We start from the raw sequence: 13,158 nt of genomic DNA, 5'->3' as shown, positions 1-13,158 counted from the left end.
TTCCCGAAAGGGAACGAATTGACCGGCACCAAGCGAGATAGGCCCAGGTCATGACGGGGCGCAGATTAGTGAGGAGGAGGGAACGGGTATGTAGGATTTTTCTTTGATTGCCAGGTGAGTTGCCCGACGTTTCGGTAGCCAATAAAAAAGAGGAGCCAGGCTCCTCTTTTCCAGTACCACCACGCCAGCGCTCAGCTGGAACCTGGCCAAGGTGAACCATCACAGTAGACCGGACCTGGCCGAACGCCCCTCATCAACAGGATGGCTTCGGCGGAAACGACGGGGGACGGGACACCGATGACGGGTACGCTGTAGGTGATATGGACCGACCCCATATCCAACGCCGCCGCATTGATGGGTTTCACGTAGGTCGCATAGGGCCTGACGGGGACCGTGAAGCCCACTCGAGTCTGCTCGAAGTTCAGCGGAAGGGACGGAAACTGCCCGGTCGCACCCGGAATGGGAACCGCGCCATCATTGTCACTGCAGCCCGTCCAATTCACTGTGACAATCATCCCGACCGCCAACAGTTCATGAGGGGGCACAAATACATGCACCTCACGGTCCGGCCCTTGCAACGTATTGCACACGATTTCTGCCGGCGCAACATCTGGGATCTCGGGCAAAGCCCCTGTGACCCTGGGTGCAGGGAACGCAATCACGTTGGCATTGACGTTGATGTCCCGGTGCGGTGATGAAACCCGGTTGTGGGTAGTCGCGATCGCGATTTCATAGCGCAATGGGATTAGGTTATTGGAATGTTTAAGGATGTATGGCCACGGTACGACCATATGGATCTCATCACCTGGCATGGCCGTCGACGGGTCCACCGGCCTGCGATCGACCTGTTCGTTCTGGTAGTACAGCACGATATCGAACGCTTGTGCCGAAGGCAGCGGAGCAGCACTCCACAGGCGAACCACGACGTCGGCATCCATCTGTGAGTCGCGCTCATCCAATTCGTTGGTCAGTCCGGAACCGCGCCCCGTCAGGATCGGCAGTGGCAGGTTGGGGTTGATCAACTCCGGCTCCCAAGGGTTGATCGGGCCGCCCACCTCCAGTTCGAGCTCGATATTGGTAGGCGTGGGTACCATATAAGTCACCCCCCTCGCACCACCGCATATTCCACTCTCAAGTTGATGCTACCGGTACTCGTACCGTACAAGGCGACCAGCGTCGGAAAGTCCACGTGGAAGTTGTAAGGCAGTGGGGATCCACCCAGCGCGTAGGGCCCCACGTCCCGAGTGCCATGGGTGGTGGTGAGACGCACCAGAAGCTGGTCCAGCGTACGGTCAGCGTCGTAACTCGGAATAATCACAAACATACCGGCAGAGGTTGCGGTATCGCGACGATCAATCAGGCGGTCACCCACGCCCGTCAAGGAGACGGCATCCCTCACACCTGCCGGCTCGAGTACTGGCGCAGGCCGCAACGCCACAGTGATAGGCAGCTCGAACGAAGGATCGCTGATATTGTCGGCGACATCGAGCAAGCGGTACACCAACTTACGCGGGCCATCCGCCGCATCGGCCAGAGCCTGGGTGAAGCGCACCACCCTGTCAGGGAATACCGGCCCCTCAGCGATCACCTCCATTGAGTCGCCGTAGTACAGGCGCCATCTGTCACCTGGATCAGCCCCTTCTGCGGCATACGCCGGAATGCCGAAGGGCACGCCCGTGGGGTTTGCATCCAGAAGCGCCTGTGTGACGCTGCCTGTCCAGCCAGGCGGCAGGGTCAAACGGCGAGGCCCGTCGGAAATGCTGTCGTAGGGAGCGGTTCGATCAATGCGCAGTGGCGCTTCAAAGGAGCCTGAGTCATTCATGGAGGCCTGGATTACCCTGTAGCTGAGAGTATGGACGCCCTCAGTGAGGAATCGCCGCGGAATATTGACTGTATAAGTCAGCGGAATGGGCGCCGTGAAAAATATCGGTTCACTGCTGATGCGCCCACTCTGGAAATCACCGATATCGTCCATATGAACATCCAGGGTATCGGGCCTGGCGGGGTTGGTCGAAGCGGGAGACCACACTCGAATATTTACTCTGAGAAATTCTCTATCGGCGACCTCTCTGAACACCAGACCCGGGTACTCGTCCGGGTCAACAAGCCCGTCAATCATCGGTGCAGGAAGCACAATGGGAACCGCAGCCGGCCCCACACCTGTTTCTTTCGACTTGGGAACTATTTTTTTCATGCGAGCTACTCTCTTTTGTATAAAAGATTACTCTGCGGAGCGTCCGACGACGCTCATAGAGCCACACAACACGTGCAACTTTTTATTCTTTACTCCACCCCTCACTTACTAAAAAAAGTTCAAGTAATGCCACAACCGAAGAGTGCCGACGACTGGGTAATGGATACAGGTTCACTCAAATAACACCGTTGATTTCACCTTCCCGGCAATCATCCATGACTGTCCGGATACTCGTCGTCCAGTGAATCACAAAAGCCGACGTCGCCCGGCTGGCAAATCCTTCCACTGCCGGAGATCCCGCGATCAATGCGTACGAGCCCCGGGGCAGACTGGCCGATCAGCGCCCCGCGTCGAATCACAAAGAACTCGGCGGTTGCCGATGCATAGATACGCATCGGTTCAATCTTCGTCTCCCACGGCCACACCCTGACCGCTTGACCGTTCGCGACATAATTGACAGTCACGCTGAAGTCAGTGTCGGGAATGGGGTTTTCCCAGTTATTACTTGAATAGCCCTGCCAAAAAAACCGGATTTCATCCCCCGGTTGAAATCGGCTGTCATCGCGTATAAACCAATACACGCCGTGACAAATAGCAGGTCGAGACTCACAAGTAAGATAGTTACCACCGCCATGCAGGGTATGTTGTATCAATGGCGCATCGAACTTAATTAACGGTGCGGCATGAACATTGATGGGTGTAGCGTCTGACTGTTGTTCGTTCACTCCGTTACTGGTGGTGTAATACACCGGCAAGTCCGGGAAGTTACTACCTTCGACAATCACCCTGCCGGGCACATCCGTGAACTGCACCGGCTGATCGAACACATCCCCTGGCTGCACATCATAGTGAGCCACTGGCCCCGTACCGTTCCAATACAGCTCCAGCCGCTCTCCAGCCACCGGGGTCTGATAGAGACGAACCCACACCTCAGCGCCCGCAGTCGCATCACGAAAATCGAGTTCATTGTGTAATCCGGAGCCTTTGCCGAACACATCCACCAGTGCCAGCGTGGTATTGAGCAGCGCCGGCGCGTTAGGGTGGTCCTGTCCGGCAATAGTTAGGTCGACCCAGAAAAAACTCGACGGCGATGGCATTGGCGGGCGCCCCGCACGATGAATCTCATACCGGACTTGCACCTCGGTGCGTGCCAGAGGGTCGGGGCCGCGCAGGATAGTCCAGGGTATCTCGACCGCAAATGGGAACCCGGTGATGGGTATTGCCGGCAGAACAGGGCGACCGTCCCAGACCATCACGACACTGTCGCCCGCTGCAAAATCATCGTATTCACGGGGAATCCGCGCTGCGACAATCGCACGCGCATCATCACGCTTGATCAGAAAATCAAGATAGGCCGGCGGACGAATATCAGGCGCAGGCAAGTTGCTCGGATCAGCAATGAGGTTGACCGTAAAATCCAACGGCGCACTGAACGTCAACGTAAAGTTTCCGGCGCGATCATATAAGCGGTAGTGCAAATAGCCGATTCCGTTACTGAGGCCGCGAAAGTGTTCGGCGGGAACCCTGAGAATCAGTGGGTCGGTGATCAGGGGGAATTCCGGCCTGCCGTTCTGGATAGGCGGAAACGGTGGGGTGGTGTTGCTCAGGTAATACCCGATGCTGTCACGACCTGCACGGCCGATGTAGGGCGGCACCTCGACTTCGATGAATGGGTTGGCGGCCAGCACAGCTTCAGTGATTCCGGATGCCTCTATGGCAGGGTCAACAAAACGTGCCTTGTCGTCCGGATCCTGAAACCTCGGCGGGTTGTTATCCACCGTCAACGTCAACGGGAACGATGGCGTCGCGGTACCGCCCTCATCTGTCACCGTGTAAAAAGCTTCCACCACCGCATCGATTTCCCGCATGAAATCGACAGGGACATACAACGAGTACGGGAAAAGCGCCGGATCCAGCGGCCCGGTGAACGGCTGCGAGTCAGCTTCGACTTCCACACCGCGCACACGCCACCATAGCGTGAGGGTATGGGTCCTACCGACTGAAGGACCTGGCACCCACTGGGGAATACGGCACTCCAGGGGTTGCAATGAAACCGGCAGAGGAATCAGCCCTTCCGGGTCGGCGGGATCGACCCCCACCACCTCGTCGAAAGGCGGTAATACCCTGGCCTGCCCCCCCGGGGTAGACAGTACACCGGGTTGGGCGGCGGCTTTGAGTGATCTGGGCATTTTCTCTTCCCTCCCAAGAATCCTGGAGAGAATTAAGCGCTCAAACACCCGCAGCGGATACTGTCAAAAGTAACAGGTACCCCTTGCCACTCGTCGGATTCGATCACGACGAAGGGCAAGACAATTGCCACGTGCTCTTGACGGGACAGCCTTGGATGGTGTCTGCTGAAACCGGTTTCAGGACCTGTCTCACGGTCGCTGGATCCCTTGACTCCAATAAAAAGGTCCAACCGTCGTGACTCCATTTTCCGCCGCCCAGCGCAGCCGCGTCACCATGCTCGACGTCGCCCAACACGCCGGCGTCTCCAAGGCCAGTGTGTCGCGCTTTATCGGCGACGACCGCGCCCTGCTCTCCGACGCCATCGCCCTGCGCATCGAACAGGCCATCGAACAGCTCGGCTACCGCCCCAACCAGATGGCCCGCGGGCTGAAACGTGGCCGCACGCGCCTGATCGGCATGCTGGTGGCCGATATCCGCAACCCCTACTCCATTGCCGTGATGCACGGCGTCGAAACCGCCTGCCGCCGACACGGCTACAGCCTGGTGGTGTGCAACACCGACCGCGATGACGAGCAGGAACTCCAGCATTTGGCGGCGCTGCGCTCGTACAACATCGAAGGGCTGATCGTGAACACCCTCGGCCATCACCTCGACCAATTGCTGGAACTGCAACGGGAAATGCCCCTGGTGCTGGTGGACCGCAAGGTCGAGCCGCTGCACAGCGACCTGGTGGGGCTGGATAACCCGACGGCGGTGCGCATGGCGGTGGAACACCTGGAACAGCAGGGTTACCGTGAGGTGTTGCTGGTGAGCGAAGCCTGCGATGGCACCAGTTCACGGCAGGAACGCCTGGACAGCTTCAAGCACGAAATTGCCCGGCACCCGGCGCTGACCGGCGCGGTGCTGGCGCTCGATGACGGGCTGGAACAACGCCTGCAAACCTTTCTCGCCAAACCCGGCCCCAAGGCGGTGTTCTGTGCCAACGGCGTCGCCACACTGGCCTGCACCCGTGCGCTCAAGGCGCTGGACTGCAAGCTGTTCGACGACGTGGGGCTGATCGCCCTGGATGACCTGGACTGGTACCCGCTGGTGGGCAACGGCATCACCGCCCTCGCCCAACCCACCGAAGCGATTGGCGCCAGTGCGTTCGACTGCCTGCTCAAGCGCTTGCGCGGTGACACCGAACCGACCCGCACCCTGGACTTTTTGCCCCAGTTGATCATTCGAGGTTCGACCCAGCGTCCTTACACGTAGCAGAGTCGATTCAACCTTCACAACGTGAAAAAATGAAACCGGTTTCAGAGGTAAACAACAATGCACAAATACCCCGTTTCCATCAGCCTTTCCAGCTACGGCGCCGACCTGGTCCGCCAGCAAGGCCAATTGAGTTTTGTCGAATTGCTGGCCGCCGCCGGTGCCCGGCGCATCGAGTGGCGCGAAGAACTGCTGACCAGCGAGCAACCTGCACAACTGGCCCAGGCTGCCGCCGAGCAAGGCCTGGAGTGTGTGTTCTCATCGCCCCTGGAATTGTGGGTGGCCGGCCGCGCCCAGCCGAATGCCGACCTCAACGCAACCCTGGACCGTGCCCAGGCCTTTGGTGCGCGCTGGCTGAAAGTCTCCCTCGGTTATTTCACCGACACCAACGACCTGGAGAGCCTGCACGCCCTGCTCGCCCGCCATCCGGTCAAGCTCTTGGTGGAAAACGACCAGACCCTGCATGGCGGGCGCATCGAGCCGATGCAGCGCTTCTTCACCGAGGTTGAACGCCTGGGGCTGCCGGTAAAGATGACCTTCGATATCGGCAACTGGCAATGGCAGGACCAATCCGCCCTGACCGCCGCCCGCCTGCTCGGCCGGCACGTCGACTACCTGCACTGCAAGGCCGTGGCCCGTCGCGCGGACGGCAAGCTGGTGGCGCTGCCGCCCGGCGCCACCGACCTGCATCTGTGGGAACAACTGCTCACGCACATGACTCAAGGCATTACACGGGCGGTGGAATTCCCGTTGCAGGGCGATGACCTGGTCGACGTCACCGCGCAACAGGTGGCTGCCCTCGCCCTCCTTGGCCAACCCCGTGGGGAGAATGCCCATGTCTGAGATCGATATCCTCTCGTTCGGCGAAACCATGGCGATGTTTGTCGCCGAGCAGACCGGCGACCTGGCCCAGGTGGCACAGTTTCACAAACGCATTGCCGGCGCCGACAGCAATGTCGCCATCGGCCTGTCGCGCCTGGGCTTCAACGTCGCCTGGCTGAGCCGGGTAGGCAATGATTCCCTCGGGCGTTTTGTGGTCGACACGCTGAAAAAAGAAGGCCTGGATTGCCGGCATGTGGCGGTCGACCCGTTGCACCCCACCGGCTTTCAACTCAAGTCCCGCGAAGAAGCCGGCGATGACCCGCAGGTGGAGTACTTCCGCAAGGGTTCGGCCGCCAGCCATTTGTCCACTGCGGCCATCAGCCCGGCGCTGTTGCAGGCCCGCCATCTGCATGCCACCGGCATTCCGCCAGCCTTGTCCGAGGCCACCCGCGAGCTGTCCCGCGAGTTGATGACCCAGATGCGCAACGCCGGGCGCAGCGTGTCGTTCGACCCGAACCTGCGTCCCTCGCTATGGGCCAGCCAGGAGCAGATGATCCGCGAAATCAACGCCCTCGCCGGCCTCGCCGACTGGGTCCTGCCGGGCCTGGGCGAAGGCCGTTTGCTCACCGGTTTCGACGACCCGGCGGATATTGCCGCCTTCTACCTCGACCAGGGCTCCGAAGCCGTGGCGATCAAGCTCGGCCCGGACGGCGCCTACTTCCGCACCCAGCTGGACCAGGGCTTTGTCGCCGCCGTGCGCGTGGACAAGGTGGTGGACACCGTCGGCGCCGGCGATGGCTTTGCCGTGGGCATGATCAGCGCCCTGCTGGAAAACCTCAGCTTCCCCGAGGCGGTACAACGCGGCAACTGGATCGGCAGCCGCGCCGTGCAAAGCCGCGGCGATATGGAAGGCTTGCCCACCCGCTCTGAATTACCCACCCGATCCGTCGCTTGACCCACACCCTGTTGCCACAACTACAACAAGCTCAGGAGCAACCTTATGGAAACCGTGAAACTTGCCACCCGCCGTTGGTGGTACATCATGCCCATCGTCTTTATCACCTACAGCCTGGCGTATCTGGACCGCGCCAACTACGGCTTTGCCGCCGCCTCCGGGATGGCCGAGGATCTGATGATCACCCCCGGCATGTCGTCATTGCTGGGTGCACTGTTTTTCCTTGGCTACTTCTTCTTCCAGGTGCCGGGTGCGATCTACGCGCAAAAGCGCAGCGTCAAGAAGCTGATTTTCGTCAGCCTGATCCTCTGGGGCGGGTTGGCCACCCTGACCGGCGTGGTGTCCAACGCCTACATGCTGATCGTCATTCGCTTCATGCTCGGCGTGGTCGAGGCCGCTGTGATGCCGGCCATGCTGGTGTACCTGTGCCACTGGTTCACCCGTGCCGAGCGCTCGCGGGCCAATACCTTCCTGATCCTCGGCAACCCGGTGACCATGCTGTGGATGTCGGTGGTGTCCGGCTACCTGGTGCAGCATTTCAGCTGGCGCTGGATGTTTATCATCGAAGGCCTGCCGGCGGTGCTGTGGGCATTTATCTGGTGGAAGCTGGCGGATGAAAAACCCGCAGACGCCAAGTGGCTGAGCGAGCAGCACAAAAAAGACCTGGAAAGCGCGCTGGCCGCCGAACAGGTCGGCATCAAGGCGGTGAAAAATTACGCCGAAGCGTTCCGCTCGCCCAAGGTGATCATCCTGGCGCTGCAGTTTTTCTGCTGGAGCATCGGCGTGTACGGCTTCGTCTTGTGGCTGCCGTCGATCCTCAAGAAAGGCCTGCAGATGGACATGGTCGAAGCCGGCTGGCTCTCGGCCCTGCCCTATCTCGCCGCCGTGATCGCCATGCTGGCGGTGTCGTGGGGCTCGGACAAACTGCAAAAGCGCAAGCGCTTCGTGTGGCCGCCGCTGCTGGTTGCCTCCATCGCGTTCTACGCCTCCTACGCCCTGGGCGCCGAACATTTCTGGTGGTCCTACACCCTGCTGGTCATTGCCGGAGCCTGCATGTATGCGCCGTACGGGCCGTTTTTTGCCATTGTCCCGGAAATCCTCCCCGCCAACGTCGCCGGTGGCGCCATGGCGCTGATCAACAGCATGGGCGCCCTCGGCTCGTTCGGCGGTTCCTACCTGGTGGGTTACCTCAATAGCAGCACCGGCTCGCCCGGCGCCTCGTACCTGCTGATGAGCGGCGCGCTGATGCTGTCGGTGGTGCTGACGATTTTCCTCAAGCCCGGCGCCAGTGACCGTGAACGCGCGCCCATCTCGACCCTCGAATTGAAGGTGAAAACCCCATGAAAAAGTCTGTGGTTCTGTACAAGAAGCTCTCCGCACCGTTGATGGCGCGCCTGCATGAACAGTGCGACGTCACCCTGATCGACGCACTGGACGAGACCGGCCTGGCCAAGCTGCGCGATGCACTGCCTACCGCCCACGGCCTGCTGGGTGCCAGCCTGCGCCTGGATGCCGGGTTGCTCGACCTCGCACCGCGACTGGAGGCCGTGGCCAGCGTGTCCGTGGGGGTCGACAACTACGCTATCGACTACCTGACCCGGCGCGGCATCCTGCTCAGCAACACCCCGGACGTGCTCACCGAAACCACCGCCGACACCGGCTTCGCGCTGATCCTGGCCACCGCCCGGCGTGTGGTGGAGCTGGCCGACATGGTGCGCGCCGGCCAGTGGAACAAGAATATCGGCCCGTCACACTTCGGCAGCGACGTGCATGGCAAGACCCTGGGCATCATCGGCATGGGCCGCATTGGCGAAGCCTTGGCCCAGCGCGGGCATTTCGGTTTTGGCATGCCGGTGATCTACCACAGCCATTCGCCCAAGCCGGCGGTGGAACAGCGCTTTGGCGCGCAGTACCGCAGCCTTAACGATTTGCTGCAACAGGCCGATTTTGTCTGCCTGACCCTGCCGCTCACGGCTGAAACCGAGAAGCTGATCGGCGCCGAGCAGTTTGCGCTGATGGGCCCGGAGACGATCTTTATCAATATCTCGCGGGGCAAGGTGGTGGACGAGGCGGCGTTGGTCGAGGCCTTGCAGCAACGTACGATTCGGGCGGCGGGGTTGGACGTGTTCGAAAAGGAACCGCTTGATCACGGCTCACCGTTGCTGCGTCTGAACAACGTGGTGGCGACGCCGCATATCGGCTCGGCGACCCATGAGACGCGGGAGGCGATGGCCAAGTGTGCGGTGGACAATCTGTTGCAGGCGTTGGCGGGTGAAAAACCCAAGAATCTGGTGAACCCAGGGGCCTGGAAGCAATAGCTTCTGACACCACACAGAACACATGTGGGAGGGGGCTTGCCCCCGATAGCGGTGGGTCAGTTATAGATAAGTTGACTGTCACTCTGCCATCGGGGGCAAGCCCCCTCCCACATTTGATTGCATTGCAAAAAGTGGGTCAGATAACGAACCTCGCCACCATCCCATTCAAATCCACCGCCAGACGCGACAGCTCGTGGCTGGCCGCGCTGGTCTGGTTGGCCCCCGCCGCCGACTGGGTCGCCAGGTCGCGGATGTTGACCAGGTTGCGGTCCACTTCGCGGGAGACCTGGGCCTGTTCTTCCGACGCGCTGGCGATCACCAGATTGCGTTCGTTGATCAGGCTGATGGACTGGGTGATCTGCTCCAGGGCCACGCCGGCGGCGCGGGCCATTTCCAGGGTGTCCTGGGTGCGCTGGTTGCTCTGTTGCATCGACTGCACCGCTTCACCGGTACCGTTCTGGATGCCGGCGACCATCTTCTCGATTTCCTGGGTCGACTGCGCCGTGCGATGGGCCAGGGCCCGCACCTCATCGGCTACCACCGCAAAGCCGCGGCCGGCTTCACCGGCGCGGGCCGCTTCGATGGCGGCGTTGAGCGCCAGCAGGTTGGTCTGTTCGGCAATCGCGCGGATCACGTCCAGCACCTTGCCGATGTCACGGCCCTGGGTGGCCAGGCCTTCGATCATCGCGGCAGTGTTTTGGACGTCCTGGGTCATGGTCTGGATCGCGCCGACGGTTTCCATCACCCGGTCGCGACCGGACCGCGCGGCCTGGTTGGACTGGTTGGAGGCCTCGGAGGTGGACACCGCATTGCGCGCCACTTCTTCCACCGCCGCGGTCATTTCGTTGACCGCCGTGGCGGCCTGGTCGATTTCATTGTTCTGTTGCTGCAGGCCCCGGGACGCTTCCTCGGTCACGGCGCTCAACTCTGTCGCCGCCGAGGCCAATTGCGTGGCCGAACCGGCAATGTGCTGGATGGTCTGGCGCAGGTTGGTTTGCATGGTCGACAAGGCGTTGATCAGGCGCGCGGGTTCATCGTTGCCATTATCTTCAACGACGCTGGTCAGGTTGCCACCGGCGATGGTTTCAGCCACCTGAACGGCTTTGCGCAACGGCGTGACAATGCTGCGGGTCAGCAGCCAGGCCAGCAGCACCGTGAGCAGGGCAGCGCTGACCGAGACCACGATAATCCCGGTGATGGCGCTGGTGTAACTGTGCCCTGCCGCGTCGCTGGCTTGCTTGGCGTTGGCGGCATTGATCGCAATCAGCTTGTTCAGCTGCTCGCCCATCTGATCGGTGCCTTCCTTGATCCGGGTATTGATCAGGGTGCGCATCTGCTCGACGTCGCCTTGCTTGGACAGCGCCAGCATGTCCGCCTGGGCCTTGAAGTAGTTATCCAGGGTGCTGACAAACGTCTTGTACAACGCCGCTTCCTCAGTACCGGCGGGTAATGCCGCGTAGCCGGCCTGGGCCGTCTTGACCTTGTCGACCAGCACGCCGATGCGGGTTTCGGCTTCCTGCAGGCCGGCCGGCTCGCGGTTGACCAGCACCCGAAATGACAGGATACGCATGCGCAGGACGTTCTCCGTCATCTGGCCCAGGTACGTCACGCTGGGCAGCTGGTTGCTGCTCATGTCCACCGAAGCCTGGCGGATCAACGTCATGCGGTTGGCCGCAAACCCGCCCAACACCACCACTAACAGGGCGATGAAGGCGAAACCGAGGGAAGCGCGAGGGGCGATATTCAGGTGACGGAGCGACATAAGGGCGATCTCGAAATAGAGTGGCGGCGCGCGTCCATGCCACGAAACGATCAGCCAGCGTCAACGCACTGCCTGACACCGGCCATCACTGTTGTTTTTGATAGATGGGCCTATAAGCAGTATCGGCAGGAATCGGGGTTTTATGCAGGGTCTTTATAAATATTTTTTTACACTTCTGACGCCGGGCCGTTTCTGGCATCCTGCGCCTCCATTTTCTGACCCGAGCCCTCATTTTGTCTGACGCTCAAGCCCCGCGCCCCCGCTATAAATCCGACCTGATCTACGGCCTGGAGGATCGCCCGCATTTCAGTGCGGCGATATTTGCCGCGCTGCAGCATGTGCTGGCCAGTTTTGTCGGCATCATCACCCCCACCCTGATCGTCGGGGGTGTGCTCGGGCTGGAAAGCGAAGTGCCCTACCTGGTGAGCATGGCTCTGTTTGTCTCGGGGCTCGGCACCTTTGTCCAGGCGCGCACATTCGGCCCTATCGGCTCAGGGCTGCTGTGCCTGCAAGGCACCAGTTTCTCGTTTATCAGCGTGATTCTCAGCGCGGGGTTCATGGTCAAGGCCCGGGGCGGCGGCACCGATGAGATCCTCTCGACGATCTTTGGCATCTGCTTTTTCGCGGCGTTTATCGAAGTGGTGCTCAGCCAGTTCATCGGCAAGCTGCGCAAACTGATCACCCCGGTGGTGACCGGCACCATCATTACCCTGATGGGCCTGTCGCTGATCAAGGTGGCCGTTACCGACATGGCCGGCGGCTTTGGCGCCAGCGACCTGGGCGCGGCGAGCAACATGGGCCTGGCGGCCCTGGTGCTGCTGACCATCGTGGTGCTCAACCGCTTCAATAACCCGTTCCTGCGCCTGGGTTCGATCGTGATCGGCCTGGCCCTGGGCTTTGTGGTGGCCTGGTACCTGGGCCGCGTCGATATGGCGGCATTGCCCCAGGTGCCGCTGATCAGCGTGCCGGTGCCGTTCAAATATGGTTTCTCGTTCGACTGGGTGGCGTTTATCCCGGTGGCGGTGATCTTCCTGATTTCGCCCCTGGAAGCAGCCGGTGACCTGACGGCCAACTCGATGATTTCCCAACAGCCGGTCAAGGGCCCGCTGTACATCAAGCGCATCAAGTCGGGCCTGCTGGCAGACGGCCTCAACTCGGCGATGGCGGCAACTTTCAACAGCCTGCCGATGGTGACGTTCGCCCAGAACAACGGCGTGATCCAGTTGACCGGCGTGGCCAGCCGCTACGTGGCGTACTTCATTGCCGGCCTGCTGGTGCTGTTGGGGCTGTTCCCGATGATCGGCGCGGTGCTGCAACTGATGCCCAAGCCGGTGCTGGGCGGCGCGACCCTGATCATGTTCGGCACCGTCGCCGTGGCCGGCATCAAGATCCTCGCCGAAGCCGGGCTGCACCGCCGCAATGTGCTGATCGTGGCGATCTCCCTGGGCATGGGCCTGGGCGTGGCCGCCGTGCCGGAAGTGTTGCGCGACCTGCCCAAGGCGCTGCACAACATCTTCGAATCGCCGATCACCGTGGGCGCGTTCTGTGCAATCCTGCTGAACATTTTCCTGCCGGAAGCGTTCATAGAGCTGGAAGAAGATGAATTTGATCCGGAGTCCTCTACCCTCAAAGTGATGCAGGACCCGGACGTCACGAAATAGGA

The 13,158-nt window shown here is 61.0% G+C and carries 10 protein-coding genes; 6 read left to right on the top strand and 4 right to left on the bottom strand.

Annotation, left to right across the window (positions count from 1 at the left end):
* Nucleotides 1–191 precede the first annotated feature (191 nt).
* The 3 genes from NIBR502773_RS28585 to NIBR502773_RS28575 form a co-directional block, all read right to left on the bottom strand.
* Nucleotides 192–1,094, bottom strand: a complete 903-nt coding sequence (locus tag NIBR502773_RS28585; RefSeq protein WP_168209021.1) for a hypothetical protein — start codon at nt 1,092–1,094, stop codon at nt 192–194.
* Nucleotides 1,095–1,099: 5 nt separating this feature from the next.
* Nucleotides 1,100–2,194 (bottom strand): hypothetical protein, encoded by a 1,095-nt coding sequence (locus NIBR502773_RS28580; RefSeq protein WP_141157550.1) that lies wholly within the window; start codon nt 2,192–2,194, stop codon nt 1,100–1,102.
* A gap of 209 nt (nt 2,195–2,403) precedes the next feature.
* Complete coding sequence (locus NIBR502773_RS28575) at nt 2,404–4,383, bottom strand: hypothetical protein (protein ID WP_141157549.1); 1,980 nt, start codon at nt 4,381–4,383, stop codon at nt 2,404–2,406.
* Between the two features lie 235 nt (nt 4,384–4,618).
* On the opposite strand from NIBR502773_RS28575, the gene NIBR502773_RS28570 reads away from it, so the two are divergent.
* From NIBR502773_RS28570 to NIBR502773_RS28550, 5 genes are read left to right on the top strand one after another with little or no spacing between them, the layout of a single operon-like run.
* Complete coding sequence (locus tag NIBR502773_RS28570; protein WP_141157548.1) at nt 4,619–5,638, top strand: LacI family DNA-binding transcriptional regulator; 1,020 nt, start codon at nt 4,619–4,621, stop codon at nt 5,636–5,638.
* Nucleotides 5,639–5,698: 60 nt separating this feature from the next.
* On the top strand, nt 5,699–6,481 hold the full coding sequence (locus NIBR502773_RS28565) for a sugar phosphate isomerase/epimerase (RefSeq protein WP_065941251.1): 783 nt from the start codon (nt 5,699–5,701) through the stop codon (nt 6,479–6,481).
* On the top strand, nt 6,474–7,415 hold the full coding sequence (locus tag NIBR502773_RS28560) for a sugar kinase (RefSeq protein ID WP_141157547.1): 942 nt from the start codon (nt 6,474–6,476) through the stop codon (nt 7,413–7,415). Before NIBR502773_RS28565 ends, NIBR502773_RS28560 begins: the two co-directional genes overlap by 8 nt.
* A gap of 45 nt (nt 7,416–7,460) precedes the next feature.
* Nucleotides 7,461–8,759 carry an MFS transporter gene (locus tag NIBR502773_RS28555; RefSeq protein ID WP_141157546.1) on the top strand — a complete coding sequence of 433 codons (1,299 nt, stop codon included), beginning with the start codon at nt 7,461–7,463 and terminating at the stop codon, nt 8,757–8,759.
* The gene (locus NIBR502773_RS28550; RefSeq protein ID WP_141157545.1) at nt 8,756–9,733 is read left to right on the top strand and encodes an NAD(P)-dependent oxidoreductase; all 978 of its coding nucleotides are present in this window, start codon (nt 8,756–8,758) and stop codon (nt 9,731–9,733) included. The genes NIBR502773_RS28555 and NIBR502773_RS28550 overlap by 4 nt, the downstream gene beginning before the upstream one ends.
* Nucleotides 9,734–9,869: 136 nt before the next feature.
* Here the strand turns inward: NIBR502773_RS28550 and NIBR502773_RS28545 are convergent, their stop codons facing one another.
* The gene (locus NIBR502773_RS28545; protein ID WP_141157544.1) at nt 9,870–11,495 is read right to left on the bottom strand and encodes a methyl-accepting chemotaxis protein; all 1,626 of its coding nucleotides are present in this window, start codon (nt 11,493–11,495) and stop codon (nt 9,870–9,872) included.
* 233 nt (nt 11,496–11,728) lie between these two features.
* Between NIBR502773_RS28545 and NIBR502773_RS28540 the strand changes: the two genes are divergently transcribed.
* The gene (locus NIBR502773_RS28540; protein WP_027606435.1) at nt 11,729–13,156 is read left to right on the top strand and encodes a nucleobase:cation symporter-2 family protein; all 1,428 of its coding nucleotides are present in this window, start codon (nt 11,729–11,731) and stop codon (nt 13,154–13,156) included.
* Nucleotides 13,157–13,158: the final 2 nt, after the last annotated feature.

The organism is Pseudomonas sp. NIBRBAC000502773, assembly GCF_006517195.1.
Classification (GTDB): Bacteria; Pseudomonadota; Gammaproteobacteria; order Pseudomonadales; family Pseudomonadaceae; genus Aquipseudomonas; species Aquipseudomonas marginalis.
This window is presented reverse-complemented; position numbering and strand designations above follow the sequence as displayed.